Below are 24,037 nucleotides of genomic sequence, written 5' to 3'. Positions count from 1 at the left end.
ATCGCCCCCTTACTGGTAGGTCAGCACGAGGCCGTGAATCAGCTTGGCCCAGCCGCTGAGCAACACGAACAGCAGCAGCTTGAACGGCAGGGAGACCATGGTGGGCGACAGCATCATCATGCCCATCGCCAGCAAAATGTTGGACACCACCAGGTCGATCACCAGAAACGGCAGAAACAGCAGAAAGCCGATCTGGAACGCCTGCGTCAGCTCGCTCACCGTGAAGGCCGGCACGATCACCATATAGTCCTCGGCGGTGAGGTCTGCCTGGCGGTCGGCCGGCAGCAGGCGCTTGGCGCTCTGCAGAAAGAAGCCGCGCTCGCCTTCATTGCTGTGCTTAATCAGGAACTGGCGCAAAGGCTCTTTGCCGGATTGCACGATCTGGCCAAGCTTTTCCATACTCATCGGCCCCGGCGCCTGCGTGCTCATCTGCGTCTGCACGTCCTTGTAGCTGTCCATGATCACCGGGTTCATCACGTACACCGACAGGATGATCGCCAGCCCGTTGATCACCACATTCGGCGGCACCTGCTGCAGGCCCAGCGCGTTGCGCAACAGGCTGAGCACCACCACGATCTTGGTGAACGACGTCACCATCACCGCCACGAACGGCGCCATCGCCAGCGCCACCACCATGGTGATGACAAGCGCGGGCGAGAAGCTATTGAAGTCCATGTTCACCTTCCCTTTGCGCGATGCGTACGCCGAGCCAGTCGCCCAGCGCCACCAGTACGCCCTCGCCGAAGCGCCGCCCGCCGAGCATGATGCCCACCGTGCTGCCGATCAGCGGCGCGTCGTGATGCAGCGTGCTGCCGGGGCGCAAGGCGCCGACGTCGTCTAGATCCAGCGTGAGGCGCGTCAGCAAAAACAGCGGGCGTGCCGTGTCGCTGCCGACGGCGATCAGCGGCCGATTCGAGATGGTCCATTCGCCCTGGCGGCGCTGCACCGCCCAACCTTCCGGCAGGCCGTAGATGTTGCGCACGGTGTCCTCGTCGGGTTGCAGCCGGCCTTCGCAATCGGCTTCGTGGCCCACCAGCAGCACGTCGCCGGGCTTCAATGCCGTCACCGTGGCGGCGTCGAGCGTGCGTCCGGCCACGATCAGCCGCAGCGACAGCGATGTCGCATCGCTCACCAGGGACGGATAAGTGGCATCACGCGTCCACTCCTGGCGCGCTGCCAGCGTGCGCAACTCAGCGGGACCCAGCGCCAGCCAGCCTTGCAACAATGCGCCCTGATGGTCGCGGAATATCAGCGCCAGCCACAGCCGCTCAAGATCGCCTCCAGCGGCAAGGAACGCCGCTGGCAGCAACTCGTGACCGGTCAGCCGCGCCAGTGCGCTCACCAGCGATTCGTGCGCCAGCGTCCACGCGAGCAGGCGCGCTTCGCCTTCATAGTCCTGCCAGCGCGCATCGCCCAGATTGCTTTCGCCGCTCTCCTGTTCCAGCGCGACCAGCACCGAGCCGTAAGCGTGATCCAGCCGCACACAGGGCAGGCTGGCGGCATGCTGTTGCCCGCGTCCGGCATACAGCATCAGCACGCTCTGCTCGGAAGCTAGTTGCAGAAGATTGCCGCGCGCCAACAGTGCACGCGCCGCGGACAGCAATCCATCGCCAGGTACAGAAGCGGCCACCACGGCCTCCAGGGCGGCCACGGCTTAGCCCTGGCCCAGCACAGCGCGGGTCAGCTCGACCACGTTGTGCGCGCCCAGCTTCGCCATCAGGTTGGCGCGATGCAGTTCGACCGTCTTGGGGCTGATCTTCAGATCGTCGGCGATCACCTTGTTGAGCTTGCCGCTCATGATGCCGTCCAGCACCTGCCGCTCGCGCCGTGTCAGATGCCCCAGCGCGCTGGACGCGGCCTGTGGCGCGTGCGAAGAAAGCGCGGTCTGGATCGCTTCGATCAGCAGCGGCGCATCGAACGGCTTCTCGATGAAATTGGCTGCGCCATGGCGCATCGCATCCACGGCAAGCGGTACATCGCCATGGCCAGTGACAAAGATCAGCGGCAATGCCAGCCCGCGATGCGACAACTCACTCTGTAATTCCAGCCCGCTCATGCCGGGCATGCGGATGTCACTCACGATGCAGCTGCGCGCCGTCGGCGCATTGCGCGACAGCTCCTTGAGCAACGACTCCGCGCTCGAAAACGCCTGCACCTCAAAGCCGGTCTGTTCGAGGATCCAGACGCAGGATTCGCGAAACTCCTGATGGTCGTCAACCAGATAAATACGTGTCCCATTGGCTGGGGTCATCAGACGGTCCCTCGTGGCACGGTGAACACCATCGCGCAGCCGCACCGCCCTTCCGGGTTGGGTTCAGCGAACAGGCGTCCCTCGTGGTACTCGATGATCGAACGGCAGATCGCCAGGCCGATGCCCAGTCCGTCCGGTTTGGTGGTGTAGAGCGGCGTGAACAGGCGGCACAAGTCATCGGCGCCGATGCCGCAGCCTTGGTCGATTACGCGGATCTCGACCATATCGTCGTAATCGAGGCGCGCCGTGACGCGGATACGCCGGTTCGACGGCGGCGTCTCGCGCATGGCCTCGATCGCGTTCTTGATCAGGTTGAGCAGCACCTGCTCGATCATCACGCGGTCGGCGAAGATCGTAGGCAAAGCTTCCGGCAAGGTGTTGGTGATGCTGACCTGGTGTTGTTCGGCCTCCAGTCGCAGCAGCTCGATCACGCCGTGAACCAGGGCGCGCGCATCCAGATTCTGCCGATGCGGTTCGCGACTGCGCACAAACTCGCGGATGCTGCCGATGATCTGCGCCGCACGTTCAGTCTGCCGGCGCGCCAGGCGGATGCCGCGCAGTAATTCCTCGCCGCGCGGATCCTGGCTGATGATCTGCTCGCAGCCACCCAGGTAGTTGATCGCTGCCGCGAGCGGCTGGTTCAGCTCGTGCGCCAGCGTGGTGGCCATCTCGCCGACGCTCATCATGCGCGAGGTCGACAGCAGCTGCTCGTGTTGCTCCTGATGGCGGCGCAAGGCGTCGATGCCTTCGCTCATATTGATAAGGAACACCGCCTCCGCCGCACCATCCAGCGACAGCTCGCTGCGCTCGAGCCGATACCAGCGCCGGGTGTCGTTCGCGTAATAGATCGGGCAACGGCCTTGCTCGCCCACGCGCTCGAACGAGGCGTCGAAGGTGTCGCGTGAAGGCATGTCGTCAAATTGCGGAAACTCGTTGCGGAAGGCGGCGTTGTCGGCCAGTGCGAGTCCGTCTTCCTGGGCGAACACGATGCACGGCCAGGGCAATGCATCAATCCACGCGTATCCCTGCGTATCCTCGGCGGAGGCAATCCCTGCATGCGTCGGCTTGCGGTGAATCCGTGTCACAGGCATCGTGACCATCCCTCGATAAGGCAGGTGTCGCGCTTCGTCCCCCAACGAAAGACACAGTGGCCAAGTTCGGATTGTTCGATAAGGAATAATGCCATGAAGAGATTACTGTGCAACGTCATGGCCGGATTATCTGTGCCGGCCTCCGCATGGGCCGCTGATACTCCCGACGGCGGCAGTCTTTGGTTGGGCCTTTTGTTACCGCTCATTGCAGTGTCGGCGGCCCTCTTGGCGTGGTTATGGTGGTTGCGCAAGGGGCAGTCCCTGCGGGGCCCTGCGGGGCCACTGAAAGTGGTGCAGGCGGTGGCCGTTGGTGCCCGTGAACGCGTGGTAGTGCTTGATGCACAAGGGCGGAGGCTGGTGCTAGGGGTCACTCCGAACCGGGTCGAGCTGATCGCGGAATTACGCAATGATGACATCGCTAAATAATGTGACGAATATCACGATGTAAACGTTATTCAAGCAAACGTTTTGAATATGTCTGTCAAATGATCTTCATATTCACAACGCTGAATTTGAAAACCTAGGGTTTTCCCTAGGTATCGATTTTCCGGGGCGCTGTGTACGTTCCCACTTCACCGAGCGCCGACAGGGGGCGACGGCTGAAGTGGATCGCGTGCTTTCTGTGCGCGGCGGCATCGGCAACGGCAGTGGAGAGCGTGATCGCACGCTCTAGGGATGAGTGTGTCCGGCTGCCGGAGTGGTGTGTTTTGCGTAGCGTTGTCGCACCAGCATCGTGTCGCGTCACGGGTCGTCGCCATGGCATAGGCGGTGATGCCGATAGAGGAGCATCAAGCCATGGCGCTTGAGGCGATCCTCGCGCGCCTGGCGCCCGGTCCGGGCGGCTCGCGCAGCTACAGCGACCTCGTGCTCGTCGCGGGCGTGGTGGCGATCATCGGCTTGATGATCCTGCCGCTGCCTATGGTGGCGATCGATGCGCTGGTCGCGCTGAACATGCTGATCGGCGTCGGCCTGCTGCTGATCGCCATCTATATCCCTGCGCCGGTTGCGTTCTCCAGTTTCCCCAGCGTGTTGTTGCTCACCACGCTGTTCCGCCTCGCGCTGTCGATCGCCATCACGCGCTCGATCCTGCTCAATGCCGACGGCGGCCACATCATCGACACCTTCGGCAACATGGTGGTGGGCGGCAACCTGATCGTGGGCCTGGTGGTGTTCCTGATCATCACCGTTGTGCAATTCATCGTGGTCGCCAAAGGCGCAGAACGCGTCGCCGAAGTCGCCGCCCGCTTCTCGCTGGACGCCATGCCCGGCAAACAGCTATCGATCGATTCCGATCTGCGCTCGGGCCTGCTGGAAAAGGACGAGGCCCGCCGTCGCCGTCGCCTTCTGGAAATCGAAAGCCAGCTGCACGGCTCGCTTGATGGCGCCATGAAGTTCGTCAAGGGCGACGCCATCGCCGGCATCGTGATTATCGTGATCAACCTGCTGGGCGGTCTGGGCGTGGGCGTGATGATGCACGGCATGAGCCTGGGCGACGCAGTGCATACGTACAGCGTGTTGACCATCGGTGACGGCCTGGTGGCGCAGATTCCGGCGCTGCTGGCGTCGATCTCGGCCGGCCTGATCGTGACCCGCACCGCCGGTGATGAGGAAGAACGCAACCTTGGCGCGATCATCGCGAAGCAGATTTCCAGCGAACCGCGCGTAACCATGATCGTCGGCTGCATTGCGCTGGGCATGATGCTGGTGCCGGGCTTCCCGATCATCGTGTTTCTGCCGCTGGGCATGGTGCTGGTGGGCATCGCGGCGTGGCGCATGCGTGAGCGCGTAGGCTTTCTTCGCCGGCTGTTCAAGGTGCCGGAAAGCCAGGCGGAACTGCTGCCGCCCGATGTGGCCGATAGCGATGCACTGCTGCCTTCCGCGCCCTTGATGCTCGAAGTGCACATGTCCGCGTTGCAATCGCTGGGCAGCACCCAGGTGCGCAATCTGTTCCGGCAAGTGGTGGGCAGCTTGCGCGAGGAATACGGCGTGCCGCTGCCCAAGCCAGCCCTGCGCGCCGGATTGAATTTGCCCGAGCACGGCTATGCGCTATACGCCTACGGCGTGCGCATCGCCCATGGTGTGCTGAGACCTGGTCAGTTGTTCCTGCCTGGTCGCGCCGCCCTGCCTTCCGCGCCGGAGGGAGAGGCCAATGCGCTGACTGCCGAAGGCACGCATGGTTTCCCTGGGCGCTGGGTCGCGCGCGACAGCGCGCGTCATGCGCAGGCGCTGGAAGCGCCGCAGATGCTGCACGAACACATCCGCATGGCGCTGGAACGGCATCTGGCCCTGTTCGTCGGCATCCAGGAAACCTCCAATCTCTCCAACGGCCTCAGCCGGGACTATCCGGACCTGGTGCGTGAAATGCTGCGCGTGGTCTCGCCGCAGCGCGTGGCCGAAGTGCTTAAGCGTCTGGTGGAAGAGCGCGTGCCGATCCGTCAATTGCGCGATGTGTTCGAAGCGATCACCGACGCGGCGAGCCGCGAGAAGGACATCGTGCTGGTCGCCGAATACGTGCGCATGGCCCTGCGTCGCCACCTCAGCTATCGGTACTCCGACGACGGTCAGGTGCTGCGTGTGCTGGTGGCGCGTCCGGAATTGGAAGAGCGCCTGCGCCGCTCTGTGCACACCGGCCCGGCTGGCACCCAGCTGGCGGTGGAGCCGGATCTCGCCGCACGCCTGCTGGCGCAGATCGGCGAAGTCGCGCGCGGTGAACACGGCAACTCGATGGTGCTGCTCAGCTCAATGGACGTGCGGCGCCATCTGCGCAAGCTCACCGAAGCTGAGTACGCCGACATCCCGGTGCTTTCTTATCAAGAGCTGGTGCCCGACCTGCGTCTGGTGCCAGTGGGACAACTGGCTGCCTAAGGCGGCCCTCAATCGATGACAGGCAAGGAATCCAGGCAGATGGGCTACATCAGGGGAAGGATGGTCGGCATGGACACCAGGCGGGCATTGACCTGCGTGGTCGCGCTCGGCCTGATGCTGTTCGCCGCGATGACGCAGGCGGCAGCCATACCGTTCAAGAAGAGCACGACGGAGATCCAGACCGATAAATCTTTGCGCGAGATCCTGCCGGATTTCTTCCACGATCAGGGACTGGAGGTCGTGCTCAGTCCGCAGGTCGCCGCGCGCAGCGGTACCGTCAATGGCAGCTTCAAGGGCACCTATGCGCAGGTATGGCGCAAGATCGCCGACACCAATGGCCTGCTCGCCTATTGGGACGGTTCGGCCGTCTATGTCTATCTGGATTCCGAGCGCATCACTGACTACACCAGCGTGCCACTGCCGCTGGAGCAACAGTTCATGTCGGCCATGGCCAGCGTGAACTGGGCCGACTCCGCCAGCGGTAATGTGTGGAAGCTCGAACCCAGCACCGGCCTTGTCACCATCACCGGCACCAAGCGCTTCGGCGAGCAAGTGAAGCAGATGTCGCAGACGGTGGCCGGCCTCGGCCAGAACGTCAGCACGCGCTTCAAGTTCTATCCGCTGAAATATGCCTGGGCCTCGGACACCACCATGACGCTGGGCAATCGCCAGGTCACCATTCCAGGTGTAGCGAGCGTGCTGCGCGCGCTGGTGAGCGAGCAGGGCTCCGGCCAGTTCAGCGGCGCCAGCGAACGCCTGGCCTCGCCGCGCATGCGCGGCCTGCGGGGGCAGGGACTGGCTGGCGCGGGCCAACAACCGCCGCCGCCGCTGGGTAACTACAGCGTGCCGGCACAGGACAATAGCGACGATGGCCTGACACCGCCCAACGCGCCGCTGGGGCCATCCAGTCAGCGCGGCAGCCTGGAGGAGGTATCGGGTGGTGGCGATACGCGCATCGTCGCCGACAGCTTCCGCAACGCCATCATCGTGCGCGACACGCCCGACCGCCTGCCGATGTACGACGAGCTGATCCGCCAGCTTGATATAGCGCCGCAGATGGTGGAGATCGAAGCCACCATCATCGACGTCGACAAGAGCAAGGCGCGGCAGCTCGGCATCAACTGGTTCTATCGCAACCATCGCACCACGGTGGGTTTCACCAGCGGTAACCAGACCCAGGCCGACTCCGTCGCCAACAAGGCGCTGTTGCTGGCCGCGCTTGGCCTCGGCGACACCAGTGGCCTGCCCAGTCTGTTCAACAACGGCCTGCAGATCGGCACGATCCTGGGCAATCCGGCCAAGTTCGTGGCCAACATCAATGCGCTGGAAGACGATGGCATCGCGCATGTGGTCACCCGTCCGCAGGTGATCACGATGAACGATGCCGAGGCGGTCATCCAGAGCAACCAGACCGTCTACGTGCCGGTCGCGGGCGCGTACAACTCCGATCTCTACAACGTGATGGCCGGCACCACCCTGCGCGTAACGCCGCACGTGGTGCAGGAGAACGGTGCGCCGCACATCCGCATGATGGTGCAGATCGAGGACGGCAATATCACCTATTCGCCGAAGGATGCGCAGAACATCCAGTACCCCATCGTCAGCCAGAACGCGGTGAACACGCAGGCATTCATCCAGGACGGACAGGGCCTGCTGCTGGGCGGCCTGATCCAGGATCAGTCGAAGAACAACGAGCACAAGATTCCGCTGCTCGGCGATCTGCCGCTGCTGGGCTATCTGTTCAAGACCGTGGAGAAGCAGCGCGCACATACCGAGCGCCTATTCCTGATCACGCCGCGACTGGTGATGCTCAACCACATCACCGGTCAACAGACGCCGAGTTCACCGCAGGTGAGCATGGAGAGCCAGGAACAGATCGACAAGAAGCAGGCCAGCGACGAGGCCTGGTGGAACCACAAGAAAAGCAACGTGCAACAGCCCACGCCGGTGCCGGTGATCGTGCAGCCGATACCTGCGGCGCCCGCGCCCGTTCCTGCCGCCAAGAATCGCTAGCCCGAGTGATGTCGCCATGAGCGCCCTGCCGACCGCCAAACACCGCCCACCTAGTTCACCACCCAAGGTGCAACTGGCCCTGCGCGTGTTCAGTGGCCTACATGCGGGTGCCGAGTTGCGCCTGCCGCAGCGCGGCATCCTGATGATCGGCCAGGCCGACGACTGCGATCTGATGCTCGGCGATGCCAACATCGCCAACCATCACTGCGTACTCACCGTGATGGGCGACCAAGTGCTGTTGCGTGCGATGGATGGCGCGGTGGAAACCCACGACGGCCATGTGGCGGTGGGCGAGAACGTGAGTCTGGAACACTTCGCCATGGTGCGCCTGGGCGACGTGCAGCTCGCCGTCGGACCGCACTGGAGCGAGCGCTGGCAAGCGCTGGCCGACGCGGCCGATGCAAAGGTATCGGCATTGACCGAACGCCAGCTTGCCGGCCGCCGTCGCGGCGTGCTGGTGATGGCTGGCCTGTTGCTAGCGGTGGCGGGGCTGGTATTGATCGGCAGCTGGAAAGTCACGCATCCCACCGTGCAGGTGCGCAGTGCAAGCGTCGCCGACCAGCTCGACAAGGTGCGCGCCGTGTTGCGTGGCATGTCGTTGATGCATGTCAGCGCCAACAGCGGCGAAGGCGGTCGCCTGATCGTGCGTGGCGTGGTGGGCAACGTGGCGCAGCTGCCCGAACTCAAGCGCAGACTGTCGGACGCCGGCCTGATCACCGAACTGACCGTGCGCGATTGGCCCAGCGTGGAGAAGCAGGTCAATGACATCTTCGCCATGCACGGCTACACGGTGGAAACCAAGCTGCTCGACCAGGGCGGGGTGGAAGTCGGTGGCCATTTCGGCGACATCGCCAAGGCCGAGCGCGTGCAGAAAGACGTGCTCGGCTCCAGCGATATGCAGAACCTCAACACCGATGCGCTGGGCCTCAGCCTGGCGCTGAAGAACTACGACGAGCGCACGCCGGAGCCGGTCAAACCCGATCCGGGCAAGCGCATCCGCCACGTGGTCAGCGGCCACGACCCGTACCTGATCACGCGCGACGAGTCGCGCTACTACCCGGGGAACCTGCTGCCGCAGGGCGGTGTGTTCCTGAATGTCAGCGCGGAGGGAAGCATCCTCATGCGCATGCCCGACAACCGATACATGCAATTGAACAAGCACGACGACTACCAGGTGCCACAACCGCTGGACGACGAGGCCGCGTCGGTATTGCTGCCGCCGGCCAACCCGGCCGCGGCGGTATCGGCGGCAGCGCCTGCCGATACCGCGGAACCTGTGGTTGCCGCGAAACATCACGGCAATGGCAGTCGTTGAAACGAGCAACAGGCGGGCTTTGCAGCCCGCTGGCGCTGGACGGCATCGCCGCCCGACGCCGAACGCGGTGGCCCTGGCCGCCGCATCATCCGGAGCCCACCGTTCGGCGCGGCCCCGTTATCACCTAGGGAGACGAGCATGAGCAGCAACAACTCAATTAATGGCAACGGTAGCGTCAGTCAGTTTCCGAGCATCAACACCACCATCGGCGCCGGCAGCGCCGCCGCGGGCCAGTCGGCCAGCGTCGATCAATCCAAGAGCTGGTTCGAAGCCATGGCCAAGGCCTGGGGCAACGCGCTCGATCAGCAGGCGTCGAAAGTCACCGATCTCTCGTCCAAGGTGAGCGACGGTGGCGCGGATCAGCCGTCGGTGATGACCCAGCTCACCGCCGAGAGCCTGAAGATGCAGTTCCTTTCCACCAATGCCGCCACCTCGAACAACGCCGTGGGCCAGGCGCTGGAAACCCTGGGTCGCAAGCAGTAACCCGGCGCGATGCCAGGAGGGATGACCATGAATGTGCTTCCGACCCAGATGGTGAACGTCGCCCATTTCGCGGCGACCGAACCCAAGGCCGCTACGCCTGCGCACGTCGACGACGTGGCCAAATTCCGCCAGACTTTTGCGGACGCCACGCCCGCCAACGTGGTGCAGAACGAGCAGGTGACGCCGGTGTCGCACGAAATGTCGGCGGGCTTCAAGGCGGTGCTCAGCCAGTTTGACTCGCTCAACGGTCGCGCCAACCAGCTTGGCCGTCTGTCTGAGGCGATGAAGGCGAACGGGCGCGACCTGTCGCCCAGCCAGGTGATCGACATGACGCTGAAATGCCACGAGCTGGTGTTCCAGGCTGAGCTGACCAGCAACGTGGCCAACCGCAGCTCGGAAGGTGTGCAGCAACTGTTCCGGCAGCAGTCCTGAGGCGTATGCGATGACCAAGCCGTGGAACATCGGCCGAATGGGACGGCTTGCGGCCCTGGCACTGCTGCTGGGGCTGCTGGCCGGCTGCAGCCGGGATGTGCTGTACGCCAGGCTGGACGAGCAGCAGGCCAACGACGTGGTGGCCGCACTGATCAACGGCGGTGTCGACGCGGAGAAACGCCCGGCCGAGCGTGGCGAAGGCTGGCAGGTGTTGCTGGATCGCCACGATATGCCGGCGGCGGTAGCAATACTGCGCGACGCCGGCCTGCCGCATCAGGGTGTCGACAACATCGGCCAGATGTTCAAGAAGGACGGCTTCGTGTCGTCGCCGATGGAGGACAAGCAGCGCTTCATCTATGCCCGTGAGCAGCTGCTGGGCAACACGCTGCGCAAACTCGACGGTGTGATCGACGCGTATGTGTACTTGTCACTGCCGGACAAGAGTCCGCTCGACGACAAGCCAGCCAGCGGATCGGCCTCGGTGGTGATCATCGCCCGACCCAACGCCGGCATCGAGAGCCGCGCGCCGGATATCAAGGCGGCGGTGATGACCGGTACCGAGGGCTTGAGCGACCCCAGCCGCGTCACGGTGCAGTTCTTTCAGCGCGCGCCGACCGAGGTGACGCCAGCACCAGCCCACGCTGGTGTGATTGCTGGCGGCATGCGCGGCGACGTGGCCTCGCTGTTGCTGATCGGTTTCGCGGCGTTGGCGGTGTTGCTGGCCGGCTTGCTGCTGTGGCGCAATCGCAACGCGTTGATGGGGCATCCATCGCGCGCGATGACGCGCCGCGAGGCATCCGGTGAACACTGAGCAAGCCATGCGCCGGCAGCATGCACAGGCTTTGCTCGATGGCCTGCATGCGGAGCGTTGCGCTGGTGTGCCTGTCGCGTTGTTAGAACAGGCACGGCGCTCCGCGCTCGGTCGCAGGCATCTGGCGCGCGCGGCATGGCGAGCCGCGCCGACGGTCTTCGCCCCCGATCATGAGCGTTGGCAGGCCTGGATCGAGACGGAAGACTGGTTGCACTGGCCACATACAACGCTGGAAAGCTTCACTCACGAACTGGGCGCCGTTGCTTTCGGTCCCGCCCTGCGTGTCGCGGTGGAGCGCAGCGAAGTGTTGTTTTTGCGAGAAGCCTTCGGACTGGATGCATGGCGCCGCGCGCAGGCAGCCGACCCGTGGCGCGGTGCTGCACCGGAAGCTGTGCGTCATATGGGACGTGCGGCTATGCAGCGTTGCGAGCGTGATGCGCAGGCCTTGCGCGATGCGGTGTTCGAGCGCGGCAAGATCGAGTTCCTCGGTCATGCCGGCCGTAGCGATGCCCGGCTTGCCGAGCGATTGGCGCTGGCTTACGCGAGCGCGCCGGCCTTGCCTTGTATCAAAGAGTGCTGGCTGCCCGCCGGTACCGTGGCCGAATTGCTGGCTTCTTCTCGCGAGAGCGACGAAGCCGGCGCGGCAGAGGCTCCGCCGGAATGAATGCCTTGTTTGCCGATAGCGATCGCTTCCATTTGTACCTCGACACCGGGGTGATCCCCGCCGAGTCCTGGACGCCTTTGCAGGAAGCTCAGCGCATCCTGGATCAGGCGAACGCCGTACTGCGGCAGGCGCAGGCAGAAGTGGAACAGATCCGCGCACAGGCCAAGTTCGAAGGGCTGGTGGAGGGGCGTGAACGCGGCCTGCGCGATTGCGCGCAAGCGCTGGAAGCGCTGGTGGTGGCGCGCGCCGCCGCCACCGTTGAACTGCGCCGCCGCGCCAGCGAGATCGCCATCGCGGTGGTCAAACACATCGCACCGGTCATCGGTGCGGAACGATTGGTCGCTTCGCTGGTGGCCGAGGCGATGCAGAAGCTGGTGTTCGAGCCGCACCTGCTGGTGCGCGTGCATCCCGACGTGGCGGAGCAGGCGCGTGCCGAAGTCGCGGCACTTGGCGCGGCGGCCGCGCCGGATACCGAAATCATCGGCGATCCGGAACTGGATCGCTTCGACTGCATCATCGAATCCGCCGGCGGCATGGTGCGCGCCGGCTTCAACGAACAGCTCGAACAGGCGCGGGTGATCCTTGCCGCCGCCGAGCAGACGGGAGGACGCCGTGAACGTCCCGACGCCTGAAAGCCTCGTGGTGCCTGGCGACGATCCGCTGCTGCTCGCCCTGAGCAAGCGCGACACCCTGCAGCGCGTGGGGCGCGTAGCCGAGGCCTACGGCACGCTGGTACGCGCCACCGGCGTGCGCGCGGCGATCGGTGAACTCTGCCTGCTCGAACAGGCCGATAGCGGTTTCTGCCTGCCGGCTGAAGTGGTCGGCGTGTCGCAGCAGCAGACGCTGCTGACACCGCTGGGTCCGCTGGAAGGTATTTCCACCGCAACGACGGTGACGGCGACCGGTAAACAGGCCACCGCGCCGGCCGGCGTGAGCCTGCTCGGTCGCGTGATCGACGCGCATGGCGATCCGCTCGACGGCCTTGGTCCGCTGGAGCGGGTGGAGCGCGTACCGCTCTACGCGGCATCGCCTAACCCGCTGAGCCGGCAAGCGATCGACGAAGCCATGCCGACCGGCGTGCGCGCCATCGATGCCACGCTCACCATCGGTCGCGGCCAGCGCACTGGCATCTTCGCGGTGGCCGGCGGCGGCAAGAGCACTTTGCTGGGCATGCTGGCGCGCAATGCGCAGGCCGATGTGAACGTGATCGTGCTGGTTGGCGAGCGTGGGCGCGAGGTGGGCGAGTTCCTGCACGACAGTCTGGGCGAGGAAGGCCTGCGGCGCAGCGTGGTGGTGGTGGCTACGTCCGACCGGCCCGCGCTGGAACGCAGCCGTGTTGCCTGGCTGGGTACGGCGATTGCGGAGTACTTCCGCGACCGCGGCATGAATGTGTTGCTGATGATGGATTCAGTGACGCGCTTCGCGCGCGCCTTGCGCGATGTGGGCCTGGCCATGGGCGAGCCACCATCGCGGCGCGGTTTCACGCCTTCGGTGTTTTCCGCGCTGCCGCGGCTGTTCGAGCGCGCCGGTACCAATGAGAAGGGCGCGATCACCGCGTTCTACACCGTGTTGATGGAAGACGAAGACGGCAACGATCCGATCGCGGAGGAAGTGCGTTCGATCCTCGACGGTCACATCTATCTCTCGCGCCGCCTGGCGCAGGCCAACCATTACCCAGCCATCGACGTGCTGGCCAGCGCGAGCCGACTGATGCCGCGCGTTACCCAGGGCACCCATCAGCGCGCTGCCGGTCTACTGCGGCGCTATGTGGCCAAGTACCGCGAGATCGAAATGCTGTTGCAGCTGGGCGAATACAAGCCCGGCGGTGATGCCGACGCGGATACCGCCATCGCGCGCATCGATGCCATCAACCAACTATTGCGCCAAGGCACGCATGAGGCGGCCGATTTCGCTGCCACTCGTTCGCGTCTGGCTGGAGTATGCACATGAGCACCACTTTTCCGCTGGAGCCTTTGTGCGCCGTGCGCGGCATTCGCCTGCGTGCGCTGGAAAGCGAACTCAAGCAGTGCCGCGAGCGCTGGCAGCTCACCGAACAGGAGCGTGCCGCGGCCGACGAGCGGCTGCAGCAGGCCCAGTTCAAGCGGCAGGATTTCGCTGATCGCGCGTGGACCGGCATGTTCGCAACGGGTCAGCCCACGGCGCTGGCGGTGGAGCGCTACGAGCGCCACCTGGCTTTGCTGGATCAGCACATCAGTCAGCGCCGCATCGAACTGGAAACGCGCGAACGCGACTGCGCGGAAGCACAGGCCGCACTCGATCTCGCGGCGACGGCATGGCGTCAGGCGCGCAATAAGCTCAATGCGGTGGATGAAATGAAACAGGGTTGGCTGCGCGAGATGCGCAACCGTGTGGAATTGCGCGAGGAGCACAGCCTGGAAGAGCTGTCCCTGCGCCAGGCCCACCTACGCTGAGGTCGCTATGCGCAATGAATCCAGCTCCACGACGACGCGCGATGTTCATCCCGTGCATCACGCGCATACCCCGCGCGGCGCGAAGGACAAACAGGATCCGGTACGCGGACGTGAAGAGGTGCAACGCTTCCGTAAGCTGATGGACGGTACCGTCACTCAGCACGGCAAGGATGGCGAAGAGACGGTATCGGGCACCACGGTAACCGGGCACAAGTCGTTGCAAGAACAGGAACAGGCACTGCGGGATCTGTTGCAGCGTCAGCTGGATGCTGCAGGTGATGAGGCGCTGGCGCTGCCGCCGCGCGGCGACGGCGACGATCATCAGGAAGCGGACGCCGATAGCGGTCAGGACAATGACCAGGGTTTTGCCGCCGCCGGCCCGCAAGCTTTGCATCAGGCGCAACAAGTGCTGCTGCAAACGGCGGAACAGCCCGCGCCGGCCATGCAGGCGGCATTGTCACCGGCGCTCGCGGAGTTGATCGAACGGCACGTCAAGCAATTGCTGGTGCCGGACGCGAACTCGCGCAGCTCCGCGCAGGCACGCGAGATCATGATCACCCTCAAGAACGGCGTGCTGCCCGGCGCCGAACTGTGGCTTAGCCGTACCGACAAGGGCTGGAAGCTGCGCGCCGATATGCGCGGTACCGAGGCCTACCGGCAATTGCTTGAGAGCGCGCCGCAGCTGATCGAACGCTTCGCCAGCAAACAGCTTGGCGAGCTGGAGATCGACCCCGTGCTGTTGAGCTGAGGTGCCGTCATGGGTATCGAAAGCCTCCTCAAGAACGATCCGGTAATCCAGCTGCTCGGTGGCGGCGGAAGCCACGGCGCGCAAGGCAATGGCCATGTGCTGCTCAACTTCGCAATGTCGCCCGGCGACACGATCAATACCATTGCGGAAAAACTTGGGCTGCCAATCGACGGCCTGCTGCAGTCCAATCCCGGGCTTCGCGCCGACACGCCGCTGACCCCCGGCCTGACCGTGCAGCTGCCGACGTCAAACCTTGGGGATATTCGCAGCGCACTCGGTGGCGACAACGGTCATGGCTACGGCCGCGAAAATAATGATGGCGCGAATGGTCCGTCGAGCCCGCGCGAACTGCCGCTGCCGCCCGATCTTGCCGATGCCCTTCGCGGCAGCGACAAAGTCGATGGTTTGCGTCTCGGCCTATCTTTGTCGCTGGGTGCGAATGCGCAGTCGGTGCCATTGATTGCCGCCGGCCTGCTCAACACGACCGATACCGCGCTGATGGTCGGGCGCGAGCAGCCGCTCGCAGGCAGCGTCTGGCCGGGCGCTACCGGTCCTGGTACCGCGCCGGTGAACTATGTGCCGAGCGCGGATCGTGGCAGCGTGGTGGCCACCGGCCTGCCTTCGTCCTCACTGGCGACGGCGCGCGCTGATGGCGTGATGCTTAGCTTCGCCCAGGTGGCCGGCGCGATGGCGCAGGCAGCGATGAATCAGCAGCACCATTCCGAATCGGTGCCGCCACCGCCGCCCATGCCATGGCTGGATGGCACGCGCCCGAATCTCCTCGCCACGCCGATGGCTTCGCCGGTGGCATTCGCGCAAGTGGCGCCGGCGGTGAACTGGAGCGTCGCGGCGCCGGTAGTCGACGGCAATGAAGCGAAGCTGCAGATCATGGCCTTGCTGGCGGCACAGTTGGGGCAGGCTTCGTCCGGTGGTACCAGTGTGGCGAATGTGCAGGCGCCGGGATTCATCGATCCACAGGCCGTGGCAGCGCATGCAGCGAGCATGCGTGCAGGGCGCAGCATCAATCTGGGCGCGGGGCGCAGTCTTGAGTTCACGCTGGTCAACGATCGCATGCGTCGTGTGGGTGCTATTGGCGATGAAGAGCGCACCTTGGGTGGCCGCCGTGGCGGCAAGACTGAGGTGAATTCGGCGCGTGGCAAGAAGGCCGAAGCGGAAGAGGAAGCGCAGCGGGGGCAGGATCATGATGAGGGGCGGCGTCGGCGTGCGGCGGTGGCGGCGATGCGTCGGCGGCGGCGGAAGTTGAGTGTGCGGTGTCGGCCGCGGAAAGGGGGGCGGTTGCCGTTGCGTGAGGTGGGGAGTGGGCGGTATCCGGCCGGGGTGGATTGGGCGGAGTTTCGGGGGCGATTGCCGCCGAGGTATTTGTGGGGCGATTCGTCGCCCGATGCTTGAAGCCTGCGCCTTTCTTCAGAGGGTTGGGTTGAGAGTTCAACCCTTGCGATATCCCTTCCAACTTCGTCATTCCGGCGAAGGCCGGAATCCAGTGGCGTTATCGCTCGGTCTTAACGTCTGTGTGCCCTGGCTCGCCTGCCGCGGGCTTCCGAACCGCTGCCGCGGTCCGGGTCACTTTCTCTTTGCTGGCCCAAAGAGAAAGTAACCAAAGAGAAATGGCCTGAGAGCAGACGGTGTGCTCTGTAGCTACGCCTTTTCCAGTGTCAGGCGGCGGGATGGTGTTCTTCGGGTTATCCAGGCCTCGCCATCGCACGGACTGCCCGTGCGACGGCTCGCTGCGCATCGCCTTTATGACATCGCCAGAAAATTTCCATCAATCGCGTGGGTCCAGCCACCGGCGTCGAGTTGTACCCATTGGCGGGTGTTGGTGTCTTCGTAGACGCGGGTGCCGTCGTCGGTGGCCCAGTCGAGGAGGCGGCCGAGGATGGGGGTGTTGATGATGCTTAGGGGTTGCGTGCTGTTTTGGTTGAGGTGGTCGACCACGATGGCCTGGTCGCCTTGGGTGATGGTGAGTTTGCTGGAGTAGAACTCGCCGTTGCCGGCGGGGGTGGTGTTGATGGTGAGTTTCGTGCCGTCGTCGAGGCTGAGTGTGAGTGTGCCTTTGAAGGTGCCGATGGCCTGGCCGTTGTTGTCGAAATGTGGATCCCCCCAGATGCGTGTGACTTCGCCGGTGGCTTTGTTGGTCAGCACGAATTGCGAGCTGCTTTGATCGATGTCGAGCGTGTAATGGCCGAGGTCGATGCGTGCGTGCTGGCCGTCGTTGGCTTCCACGTTCCACGGTTGCGTGGTGATGTTGCCTGGGTTGCCGCTGGCGAATTGAATGTAGTCGATGATGATGTTGGCTTCGGCGCGACTGATGTGACCGTCGGCGGAGGCATAGCCGATCAGGCTGAGTACGAAGCGGCGATCATCGGCGCTGAAGTTTGAGAGGTCGGCGTTGTCGAGGGCTTGTGCCACGCGCTGCGCGCCAGTGCTTTGGTCGGTTTCCGCCAGCATGTTGGCGGCGCTGCCGAGAAAGGCGGCGTTGCGGAAGCTCTGCACGGCCTGGTTCACCAGTTGCGTGAAAATGTTGGCGAACAGCGCGCTGCCGGGATACGCGACCGGCATGCGGATCGGTGCGTTGATCGGGGTATGCGCGGGTGTCAGCGCAGGCAGGCCGAAGCCGCTGTTGGGTGTGGCGTAGCCGTGGATCAGGCTGACCAGTGCATCGGCGTCGTTGCCGCTGATGTAGCCGTCGGATGAGAGCGAGCCGGCCAGGCTCTGCAGTACGCGTTTCTCGCTCGGCGAAACCTGGTTCAGATCCACCGAATCCAGTGCGGCGTGCACGCGCTGCGCGCCCAGGCTGGCGCCGGCACGGTCGATAGTGGCGTTGAAGTTGTTGCGGAAAAGCGCATTGTCCAATGCATCGAAAACGGTCGTCATGTCCTTCCCCTTCGCGCGTGATGTGTTGCGGTATCACGGATGATGGGTACGACCGATGCAGCGCGATACTTGGGAAAACCCTTGACTGGGGAAAGCCCTAGGGTGGAAGCAAGAGGCAGGGCGTCACGCTCTCTCCCTGTTCCTGCGTTACTGCACGCCGCGCTCCACACTCACGCCATGCTGGCGCAGCCACTGATCGACCTGCTCATGCTCGGCGCGCGCGGCAGGATTAAGGCCGCCGGCAGGCAGGATATTGAAGTAGGTCTGGAAGGTGGCGCCCTGCTGATTGCGGCGAGTGGCATCCGCGCCGGCCTGCAACAGACGCAGCACGCAATGGGTCTTGTGCACCTTGGCGGCGACGTGCAGCGGTGTGTTGCCGAGACGGTCGGCGCGATTGGGATCGGCGTGATGCATGAGCAAGAGATCGAAGGCGTCGTCCTTCGGGTTCATCAGCGCAGCGGCGAGCGGGGGTGCCTGGGTGACGCCGTGCGGTGCATTGGGATCGGCGCCGTGATCAAGCAGGGATTTCAGGTAGGCGGGATCGTTGGCCATGGCAGCGAGATGCAGCACGGTGGCGCCGCCGACGCCGGGGCGCGTGGGATCGGCGCCGGCCTGCAGCAGGGCGTTCATGCCGCGCAGATCCTGGTGCAGCAGGGTCCACTCCAGCGGCGTGACGCCGCGGTCGCCTTGCGCATTGATGTCGGCGCCAGCGGCCGCGAGTGAGCGCACGCGGGCGGCATCGCCGGTGGCAGCGGCATCGAGCAGCGCGACCACGCGGCTGTCGCTGAAAACCTTGCTTGCGTCCGTGTCGCTCATGGCTTCTCTTCCCGCAGCGGCACCGCTAAGCGCCAGGCTGGTCAGCAGGCACCAGGCGTAGTGCCTGGTGCGTTTGTGCATACGCATCATGCCGGGTTCTCCGGTGTCGGCCCAGCGCCAAACGCCGCACAAGGCGGCGTGGGCGAAGGCAAGTACATCACGGTTGATGTCACGATTTCATGGCGAGGCGCGCAAACCTACGCACGTTGTTCACGGAGACCAGGGGTGATCCTTCTCCATGGCGGCGATGACCGCATCGTCCATGTGCAGATCGACCGAGTGCTTGGCGACGTCAATGGCGTATTTCGCTTCCAGCACTTCGGCCTTGCCGGTGGCCCAGTCATACCAATGGATGTCGGGCTTGGCGACCGGCGCGGGATCGTTGAGCGTGATCTTGTGACCCACGGCATCCGGCAGCGGCGTGTGTTCCTGCGTGGTGGTGAGGATTTCGCCGTTCACGGCGTAGCGGCGGATCAGTCCGTTCTCCGCCTGCTGTTTCAGGGCGGCCGGATCGCCTTCGGGAATGAGCCGGCGGATGGTGGCGTCGTTGAGGCCCGCGGCATTGAACGTGACGCCGGCCGAATCCGTCGCCAGCGAAGCGATGGAGGCGAGACCGCCGCCAAGCGAGTGGCCGGTGATCGCCAGGCTATTGCCGAAAGCAGCTTTGGCCTCGGTGGCGAGCGAAACGGCCTGGTTGTATTGCGCGGCGGAAATGCCGAGGCCCTGTTCCGCGTTGTTCAACCAGTCCTTGGCGTCATTGGAGCCGGCGAAGGCCAGTACATGGTCACCGTTCTTGTCCTGGTAGATCGCTGCGCGAAAACCGGTGGTGGGATCTTCCAGTGAGGCGGGATCGATGCCGGCCCGCATCAACTGATCGTTATTCAGTCGCGTCCAGCCTTCGATGCCCTTGCTGTTGGGGTCGTACACATCCTGGCTGAGCTTGGCCAGCTGCAGATCGATAGCCTTGGCGACGGTGCCGCGCACTTGCGCGTCGAAGTTCGGCGCGGCAGCGGTGGCGGAGTTACCGAACATCGCGTGAGTCAGCCCAGCCAGCTGCGGATTGAACGCGAACTGCGGCAGCGATACGTGCGCATCGGCGCTGGCGACATTCGAGGCGGTGGCGGGTGTCTGTGTGTTGGCGTGATCCACCGGCAATGCGGCGCTGCTGCGATTGGACTGAAGTTCCAGATACATCGCGTCCACCTCCCATGGCGATGCGACGACGATAGCGGCGTGTCTGCAGCAGGCGTCAGCTAGGTCGCTCCCTAGCCTGGGGTTTTCCCGAGGTTAGGGTTCCACCTAGCTCGGGAAAGCCCCAATGGGAGACGGGTGAAAGGCGGTGCTCCAATTCGGCCGCCGCATTTCATTTTCTTTACCGTCCGCGAGGCATTCCATGACTGCTGTCAGCGCTGTCCGCTCCACCCAGACACTCGCCGCAAGCGGCGACAACTCGGCCACCTATACCGTGCAGCATGGCGATTCGCTGTCGGGTATTGCGCAGCGTTTCGGCGTATCGCTCGCGGCGCTGGAGGCAGCCAATCCGCAGATCAGCAATCCGGACCGGATCTATCCAGGCGATCGCGTCACGATTCCAGGTGACCACGGTGGCGGCACGCCAGCGCCGGTCGGCGGCAGCACGCCGCCCGCGGGCAATGCCGGACCGGCCTCGGGGTTCAGCATCAGCCAGAACGGCGTGAAGATGATCGAAGGCTTCGAGGGCTACAGCGAAAAGGCCTACCCCGATCCTGGCACCGGTGGTGCGCCGTGGACGATTGGCTACGGCCATACCGGCGGCGTGCAGCCGGGCCAGACCATCACCCGCGCGCAGGCCGAGGAATATCTCAAGCAGGATCTGGGCTGGGCACAGGATGCCGTGCGCAAGAACGTGCATGTGCCGATCAACCAGAACCAGTTCGACGCCTTGGTCAGCCTGACCTACAACCTTGGTGCCAACGGTTATCCGGGGTTGCTCTCCAAGCTCAACGGCGGCGATTACGCCGGAGCGCAACAGATGTTCGGGCAATACGTACATGGCGGTGGTCACGTGCTGCCGGGGCTGGTGAGCCGCCGTGCGCAGGAAGCGGCACTGTTCGGCAGCTCCGCGCCTGCCGGTGCGCCGGCTCCCGCACCAACGCCTGCTCCCGCTCCTGCACCGGCTCCTGGTGGTGCGCACGGTGGGAGTTACACCGTGCAGCCGGGCGATACCTTGTCGGGTATCGCACAGCGTCAGGGTGTGTCGTTGCAGGCGCTGGAAGCGGCCAATCCACAGATCGGCAATTTCAATCACATCTATCCGAGGCAGGTGATTCATTTGCCTGGCGGCGGCGGTAGTGCGCCGGCGGGTGGAAGCTACACCGTGCGTTCGGGCGATTCGCTGTCGGGTATCGCGACGAGCCATGGCGTATCGCTGGCGGCGCTGGAGGCGGCGAATCCGCAGATCAGCAATCCGAATCGCATCTATCCGGGGCAGGTCATCCACATTCCCGGCGGATCGAGTGGCAGTGCGGCGCCCGCGCCCAAGCCGGCGAGCCACGACTACACGGTGCGTTCGGGCGATACCTTGTCAGGCATCGCTGCACGCAATGGCGTGTCGCTGGCGGCGCTCGAACGGGCCAATCCGCAGATCAGCAATCCGAACCGCATTAGCGTAGGTCAGGTCATCCATGTTCCTGGCGCGGGAAGTACGGGTGGCAGCACAGGTCCGGGTCCGGTGCAGGGATCGAGCGGCGCCAGCGGCAGCAAGGTGGTGGATCTGGCGAAGCAGTTCCTTGGCCGCAATGCCTCCGATCTGAAGCGCAGCGGTCAGTTGCCGATGGAGAGTTGGGTGCCCTCCGACCTGTGCTGCGCCAACTTCGTGACGGCGGTGCTGCAGAAGGCGGGCGCGATCAACTTCCACAGCAACCAAGTGTCCGAAGTGGCTTCCAAGCTACAGGCGCAGGGTTGGCACAAAGTCGACGCGGCGCATGCCAAGCCGGGCGATGTGTGCATCCTCAACAACGGCGGCCACGTCGAACTGGTGGCCAGCAACAACGGCGGCAATGTGCAGCTGATCGGCTCCAACAACTCCAATGCCGATGGCACGCAGAAAGTGGGTTATGGACATCCCTACGGCGGCGCGTGGTACCTCACGCCTCCGTGAGCCTTCGGGCGATGGAACCGATCAGGGGCGGCCATGTGCCGCCCCTGGTTTTTCTGGAAGGCTGAAATCAGTGGTCGAAGATGGCGGCGGGCGCGCCGTATTGCGTGGCCCAGTTTCCCCATGCCACGTCGGTGGGGCCGATCGCTTCGGCTTTCACCGTCCACTGCTGGCCGGAGCGTTGCAGCAGGGCGGCGTAGATGTGGGATTTCATGCCGGCTTGCGCCGCTTCGGCGTACTCGGTGCCGGTGTAGTCCAGCGGTTTGCCGCCTGCGCCCTGCATATGAGCCTGCAGAAAAGCCCAGTCGCCGGAGGTGTTCAGTTGGTCGACTACGAGCAACACGGGCTGGTGCAGGCGTTGCTCCAATGGCGTGCGGGCTGCGTCCAGCAAAACTTTGCGCTCGGCACTGTCGGCGGCGGGCGATTGCACGGCGCTTTGCGCGTGGTTGGCATTCATGGCGGTCACGCTCATCAGCAGAGTGGCGAGAAGGGCAGGAAGGCGTGCGGACATGGCTCGAGTATGCCGCCGGTCTGCCGGTGCCGGACCTGGGGTTTTCCCCAGTGGCGTGGGCCGTAACGGGCGGGGCGTTAGAATGGGCACATGCATATCTTCAAGATTTTCCATATCGAAGCCGCCCACCGCTTGCCGAACGTGCCGCCAGGCCACAAGTGCGCGCGGCTGCACGGCCATTCTTTCCGCGTCGAGATCCATGTAAGCGGCGAACCCGACCCGACCCTGGGCTGGGTGATGGATTTCGCCGACGTGAAGGCAGCGTTCGCACCGCTGTACGACCAGCTGGACCACCACTATCTCAACGACATCGAGGGGCTTGAAAACCCGACCAGCGAGATGCTGGCACGGTGGATCTTCCAGCGCCTGGAGCCGCGCCTGCCGGGGCTGGACAAGGTGGTGGTGCATGAGACCTGCACCTCGGGGGCAAGTTGTAGCCGAAGCAGTTTTTGACGCGTCGCCACATTTCATGGCTTTGTCATAAATAGCCGTGTTACGTGAATTTTTTCCTCCGTGTCAGCTTCTTCACAAAAAATATATTGCACTGCACAAAATGACTTGCTAGGCTTGCTCCACTACCCTAATTCCCGCCGAGGGAGCCAGTCATGACTCAGCAATTCAATACCCAGATTTTTGCCTACGCCAAGCAACTGACCGACAACGCCTTCAAAGCGCAGTCGGTAGCCCTCAAGGGCCTGGAGAAGGTCGCCGAGCTGCAGATGAAGGCGCTCGAGAAGCACTCGCAGGTCACTGCCGATTTCATCACCGAAGCGTTTGAAGCCCGTGACGTCGACGGTCTGCGTGGCCTGTGGGAAAAGGGCACCGCGCTGAGCCGTGAGAACGCCGAGCGCGCCGTGGCCGTGACCCAGGAAATCATCGCTGTGACGCAGAAGACTGCCGAGTCGCTCAATGCGCTCGCGCAGGAGCAGCAGCAGGCCGCCAACGACGCTGTGGCCGCCCCGGTTGCCGCGGTCAAGAAGGCTGCCGCCGGCAAGTAATACGCTTCAACGTCGCTCTCCCTCAGCGACGCCCGAGGCCGGACTGGTTTCCAGTCCGGCCTTTTTCTTGTCCGCACGCCGGGCAGGACAAGTTGTCGCAGGGTGCGCGGCTTGTCGCTCTAAATGCCCCACTGATATACTTTTTGGGATTGGACCGTGGCCCGCAGCTGGATCGGTGCCGCCTAGTGCGAAGCCGCGCGGGGACCTCACGTGCTCAACAGTCTTGCCTCCGGACGTCGTCTTGCGCTGCGCATTGTCTTGCTGCAGCTGCTGGTAGCGGCGTTCGTTGGCCTCGCCTTCCTGACGCAGGGGGTTCGCGATGCGGTCGCGGCCTCTGCGGGTGCCACCATCGTGGCGCTGGGTACTGCGCTGCTTGCGGCGCGTACGTTCTCGGGGTTGGGTGGTGGCGGCATGACCGTGGGGCGCATGTTGTCGGGCATGGTCTTGAAATGGATCGTAATCGGCGGGGGGCTGATCATGATCCTGGGTCAATACAAACTGCCGCCACTGGCCGCTATTACGGGGCTGGTGGCTGCGTACGCAATAAATCTGCTGGCGTTCAGATTCAAGGGTTGAGAC

25 protein-coding genes are annotated in these 24,037 nt (G+C 64.2%); 17 read left to right on the top strand and 8 right to left on the bottom strand.

The genetic code is table 11. The annotated features are described in order from the left end of the window. Positions 1 to 9: 9 nt before the first annotated feature. From sctR to BM338_RS04680, 4 genes are read right to left on the bottom strand one after another with little or no spacing between them, the layout of a single operon-like run. On the bottom strand, positions 10 to 675 hold the full coding sequence (gene sctR, locus BM338_RS04695; protein WP_090449643.1) for a type III secretion system export apparatus subunit SctR: 666 nt from the start codon (positions 673 to 675) through the stop codon (positions 10 to 12). Next, complete coding sequence (locus BM338_RS04690) at positions 662 to 1,651, bottom strand: hypothetical protein (RefSeq protein WP_090449642.1); 990 nt, start codon at positions 1,649 to 1,651, stop codon at positions 662 to 664. The genes sctR and BM338_RS04690 overlap by 14 nt, the downstream gene beginning before the upstream one ends. A 3-nt stretch (positions 1,652 to 1,654) precedes the next feature. Next, positions 1,655 to 2,251 carry a response regulator transcription factor gene (locus tag BM338_RS04685; RefSeq protein WP_090449641.1) on the bottom strand — a complete coding sequence of 199 codons (597 nt, stop codon included), beginning with the start codon at positions 2,249 to 2,251 and terminating at the stop codon, positions 1,655 to 1,657. After that, positions 2,251 to 3,342 (bottom strand): sensor histidine kinase, encoded by a 1,092-nt coding sequence (locus BM338_RS04680; protein WP_177229220.1) that lies wholly within the window; start codon positions 3,340 to 3,342, stop codon positions 2,251 to 2,253. The genes BM338_RS04685 and BM338_RS04680 overlap by 1 nt, the downstream gene beginning before the upstream one ends. 93 nt (positions 3,343 to 3,435) lie before the next feature. Here BM338_RS04680 and BM338_RS04675 point away from each other — a divergent pair, with 93 nt between their 5' ends. The 13 genes from BM338_RS04675 (at position 3,436) to BM338_RS04615 (ending at position 16,515) form a co-directional block, all read left to right on the top strand. After that, positions 3,436 to 3,768, top strand: a complete 333-nt coding sequence (locus tag BM338_RS04675) for a FliO/MopB family protein (RefSeq protein WP_177229219.1) — start codon at positions 3,436 to 3,438, stop codon at positions 3,766 to 3,768. Positions 3,769 to 4,137: 369 nt separating this feature from the next. Further along, positions 4,138 to 6,207 carry a type III secretion system export apparatus subunit SctV gene (gene sctV, locus BM338_RS04670; RefSeq protein ID WP_177229218.1) on the top strand — a complete coding sequence of 690 codons (2,070 nt, stop codon included), beginning with the start codon at positions 4,138 to 4,140 and terminating at the stop codon, positions 6,205 to 6,207. 69 nt (positions 6,208 to 6,276) lie between these two features. Beyond that, on the top strand, positions 6,277 to 8,220 hold the full coding sequence (sctC, locus tag BM338_RS04665; protein ID WP_177229217.1) for a type III secretion system outer membrane ring subunit SctC: 1,944 nt from the start codon (positions 6,277 to 6,279) through the stop codon (positions 8,218 to 8,220). Between the two features lie 16 nt (positions 8,221 to 8,236). Further along, the gene (locus BM338_RS04660) at positions 8,237 to 9,535 is read left to right on the top strand and encodes an FHA domain-containing protein (protein WP_090449637.1); all 1,299 of its coding nucleotides are present in this window, start codon (positions 8,237 to 8,239) and stop codon (positions 9,533 to 9,535) included. Between the two features lie 138 nt (positions 9,536 to 9,673). Next, a complete protein-coding gene (locus BM338_RS04655) occupies positions 9,674 to 10,018 on the top strand; it encodes a hypothetical protein (RefSeq protein ID WP_218156292.1) in 345 nt (114 codons plus the stop codon). A gap of 27 nt (positions 10,019 to 10,045) precedes the next feature. Then, positions 10,046 to 10,450, top strand: a complete 405-nt coding sequence (locus BM338_RS04650) for a hypothetical protein (protein ID WP_090449636.1) — start codon at positions 10,046 to 10,048, stop codon at positions 10,448 to 10,450. A gap of 10 nt (positions 10,451 to 10,460) precedes the next feature. Then, positions 10,461 to 11,261, top strand: a complete 801-nt coding sequence (sctJ, locus tag BM338_RS04645; protein ID WP_090449635.1) for a type III secretion system inner membrane ring lipoprotein SctJ — start codon at positions 10,461 to 10,463, stop codon at positions 11,259 to 11,261. 7 nt (positions 11,262 to 11,268) lie between these two features. After that, positions 11,269 to 11,925: a hypothetical protein gene (locus tag BM338_RS04640; RefSeq protein ID WP_090449634.1), complete on the top strand. Its 657-nt coding sequence runs from the start codon at positions 11,269 to 11,271 to the stop codon at positions 11,923 to 11,925. Then, entirely contained in the window at positions 11,922 to 12,557 is a 636-nt protein-coding gene (locus BM338_RS04635; protein ID WP_090449633.1) for a FliH/SctL family protein, read from the top strand. Before BM338_RS04640 ends, BM338_RS04635 begins: the two co-directional genes overlap by 4 nt. Before the next feature lie 10 nt (positions 12,558 to 12,567). After that, positions 12,568 to 13,875 (top strand): FliI/YscN family ATPase, encoded by a 1,308-nt coding sequence (locus tag BM338_RS04630; RefSeq protein WP_090450113.1) that lies wholly within the window; start codon positions 12,568 to 12,570, stop codon positions 13,873 to 13,875. Further along, positions 13,872 to 14,357 (top strand): hypothetical protein, encoded by a 486-nt coding sequence (locus BM338_RS04625; RefSeq protein ID WP_090449632.1) that lies wholly within the window; start codon positions 13,872 to 13,874, stop codon positions 14,355 to 14,357. Before BM338_RS04630 ends, BM338_RS04625 begins: the two co-directional genes overlap by 4 nt. Before the next feature lie 7 nt (positions 14,358 to 14,364). Continuing rightward, positions 14,365 to 15,105 carry a hypothetical protein gene (locus tag BM338_RS04620; protein WP_090449631.1) on the top strand — a complete coding sequence of 247 codons (741 nt, stop codon included), beginning with the start codon at positions 14,365 to 14,367 and terminating at the stop codon, positions 15,103 to 15,105. A gap of 9 nt (positions 15,106 to 15,114) precedes the next feature. Then, entirely contained in the window at positions 15,115 to 16,515 is a 1,401-nt protein-coding gene (locus tag BM338_RS04615; protein WP_090449630.1) for a LysM peptidoglycan-binding domain-containing protein, read from the top strand. Positions 16,516 to 16,863: 348 nt separating this feature from the next. On the opposite strand, the gene BM338_RS04610 is transcribed toward BM338_RS04615, so the two are convergent. The 3 genes from BM338_RS04610 to BM338_RS04600 all read right to left on the bottom strand — a co-directional run bounded on the left by BM338_RS04610 (position 16,864) and on the right by BM338_RS04600 (position 20,007). Further along, positions 16,864 to 17,997 carry a DUF1521 domain-containing protein gene (locus BM338_RS04610; protein ID WP_090449629.1) on the bottom strand — a complete coding sequence of 378 codons (1,134 nt, stop codon included), beginning with the start codon at positions 17,995 to 17,997 and terminating at the stop codon, positions 16,864 to 16,866. A 147-nt stretch (positions 17,998 to 18,144) separates the two neighbouring features. Further along, positions 18,145 to 18,903, bottom strand: coding sequence for an ankyrin repeat domain-containing protein (locus tag BM338_RS04605; RefSeq protein WP_090449628.1), 759 nt, complete (start codon positions 18,901 to 18,903; stop codon positions 18,145 to 18,147). A 120-nt stretch (positions 18,904 to 19,023) separates the two neighbouring features. Beyond that, a complete protein-coding gene (locus BM338_RS04600; protein WP_090449627.1) occupies positions 19,024 to 20,007 on the bottom strand; it encodes a Tle-like phospholipase domain-containing protein in 984 nt (327 codons plus the stop codon). A gap of 199 nt (positions 20,008 to 20,206) precedes the next feature. Between BM338_RS04600 and BM338_RS21680 the strand changes: the two genes are divergently transcribed. Then, complete coding sequence (locus BM338_RS21680; RefSeq protein WP_218156291.1) at positions 20,207 to 21,952, top strand: LysM peptidoglycan-binding domain-containing protein; 1,746 nt, start codon at positions 20,207 to 20,209, stop codon at positions 21,950 to 21,952. Positions 21,953 to 22,019: 67 nt separating this feature from the next. Here the strand turns inward: BM338_RS21680 and BM338_RS04580 are convergent, their stop codons facing one another. Further along, positions 22,020 to 22,460, bottom strand: coding sequence for a hypothetical protein (locus BM338_RS04580; RefSeq protein ID WP_090449626.1), 441 nt, complete (start codon positions 22,458 to 22,460; stop codon positions 22,020 to 22,022). 90 nt (positions 22,461 to 22,550) lie between these two features. Here BM338_RS04580 and queD point away from each other — a divergent pair, with 90 nt between their 5' ends. The 3 genes from queD to BM338_RS04565 all read left to right on the top strand — a co-directional run bounded on the left by queD (position 22,551) and on the right by BM338_RS04565 (position 24,034). Further along, complete coding sequence (gene queD / locus BM338_RS04575; RefSeq protein WP_090449625.1) at positions 22,551 to 22,913, top strand: 6-carboxytetrahydropterin synthase QueD; 363 nt, start codon at positions 22,551 to 22,553, stop codon at positions 22,911 to 22,913. A 152-nt stretch (positions 22,914 to 23,065) separates the two neighbouring features. Continuing rightward, positions 23,066 to 23,458, top strand: coding sequence for a phasin family protein (locus BM338_RS04570; protein ID WP_090449624.1), 393 nt, complete (start codon positions 23,066 to 23,068; stop codon positions 23,456 to 23,458). A gap of 210 nt (positions 23,459 to 23,668) precedes the next feature. After that, the gene (locus BM338_RS04565) at positions 23,669 to 24,034 is read left to right on the top strand and encodes a hypothetical protein (RefSeq protein ID WP_090449623.1); all 366 of its coding nucleotides are present in this window, start codon (positions 23,669 to 23,671) and stop codon (positions 24,032 to 24,034) included. Positions 24,035 to 24,037 lie beyond the last annotated feature (3 nt).

Origin of the sequence: Dyella sp. OK004 (assembly GCF_900114495.1) — a bacterium.
GTDB lineage: Bacteria > Pseudomonadota > Gammaproteobacteria > Xanthomonadales > Rhodanobacteraceae > Dyella_D.
The sequence above is the reverse complement of the archived record's forward strand: the minus strand, read 5'-3'. Positions and strand labels throughout refer to the sequence as shown.

What these genes read in the sequence shown, in the direction of transcription:
- BM338_RS04610 (WP_090449629.1), bottom strand. Translation starts at nt 17,997, where the DNA reads ATGACGACCGTTTTCGATGCATTGGACAATGCGCTTTTCCGCAACAAC.
- queD (WP_090449625.1), top strand. Translation starts at nt 22,551, where the DNA reads ATGCATATCTTCAAGATTTTCCATATCGAAGCCGCCCACCGCTTGCCG.
- sctJ (WP_090449635.1), top strand. Translation starts at nt 10,461, where the DNA reads ATGACCAAGCCGTGGAACATCGGCCGAATGGGACGGCTTGCGGCCCTG.
- BM338_RS04605 (WP_090449628.1), bottom strand. Translation starts at nt 18,903, where the DNA reads ATGATGCGTATGCACAAACGCACCAGGCACTACGCCTGGTGCCTGCTG.
- BM338_RS04660 (WP_090449637.1), top strand. Translation starts at nt 8,237, where the DNA reads ATGAGCGCCCTGCCGACCGCCAAACACCGCCCACCTAGTTCACCACCC.
- BM338_RS04580 (WP_090449626.1), bottom strand. Translation starts at nt 22,460, where the DNA reads ATGTCCGCACGCCTTCCTGCCCTTCTCGCCACTCTGCTGATGAGCGTG.
- BM338_RS04675 (WP_177229219.1), top strand. Translation starts at nt 3,436, where the DNA reads ATGAAGAGATTACTGTGCAACGTCATGGCCGGATTATCTGTGCCGGCC.
- sctC (WP_177229217.1), top strand. Translation starts at nt 6,277, where the DNA reads ATGGACACCAGGCGGGCATTGACCTGCGTGGTCGCGCTCGGCCTGATG.
- BM338_RS04655 (WP_218156292.1), top strand. Translation starts at nt 9,674, where the DNA reads ATGAGCAGCAACAACTCAATTAATGGCAACGGTAGCGTCAGTCAGTTT.
- BM338_RS04600 (WP_090449627.1), bottom strand. Translation starts at nt 20,007, where the DNA reads ATGTATCTGGAACTTCAGTCCAATCGCAGCAGCGCCGCATTGCCGGTG.
- sctV (WP_177229218.1), top strand. Translation starts at nt 4,138, where the DNA reads ATGGCGCTTGAGGCGATCCTCGCGCGCCTGGCGCCCGGTCCGGGCGGC.
- BM338_RS04635 (WP_090449633.1), top strand. Translation starts at nt 11,922, where the DNA reads ATGAATGCCTTGTTTGCCGATAGCGATCGCTTCCATTTGTACCTCGAC.
- BM338_RS04640 (WP_090449634.1), top strand. Translation starts at nt 11,269, where the DNA reads ATGCGCCGGCAGCATGCACAGGCTTTGCTCGATGGCCTGCATGCGGAG.
- sctR (WP_090449643.1), bottom strand. Translation starts at nt 675, where the DNA reads ATGGACTTCAATAGCTTCTCGCCCGCGCTTGTCATCACCATGGTGGTG.
- BM338_RS04615 (WP_090449630.1), top strand. Translation starts at nt 15,115, where the DNA reads ATGGGTATCGAAAGCCTCCTCAAGAACGATCCGGTAATCCAGCTGCTC.
- BM338_RS04620 (WP_090449631.1), top strand. Translation starts at nt 14,365, where the DNA reads ATGCGCAATGAATCCAGCTCCACGACGACGCGCGATGTTCATCCCGTG.
- BM338_RS04625 (WP_090449632.1), top strand. Translation starts at nt 13,872, where the DNA reads ATGAGCACCACTTTTCCGCTGGAGCCTTTGTGCGCCGTGCGCGGCATT.
- BM338_RS04650 (WP_090449636.1), top strand. Translation starts at nt 10,046, where the DNA reads ATGAATGTGCTTCCGACCCAGATGGTGAACGTCGCCCATTTCGCGGCG.
- BM338_RS04570 (WP_090449624.1), top strand. Translation starts at nt 23,066, where the DNA reads ATGACTCAGCAATTCAATACCCAGATTTTTGCCTACGCCAAGCAACTG.
- BM338_RS04680 (WP_177229220.1), bottom strand. Translation starts at nt 3,342, where the DNA reads ATGCCTGTGACACGGATTCACCGCAAGCCGACGCATGCAGGGATTGCC.
- BM338_RS21680 (WP_218156291.1), top strand. Translation starts at nt 20,207, where the DNA reads ATGACTGCTGTCAGCGCTGTCCGCTCCACCCAGACACTCGCCGCAAGC.
- BM338_RS04685 (WP_090449641.1), bottom strand. Translation starts at nt 2,251, where the DNA reads ATGACCCCAGCCAATGGGACACGTATTTATCTGGTTGACGACCATCAG.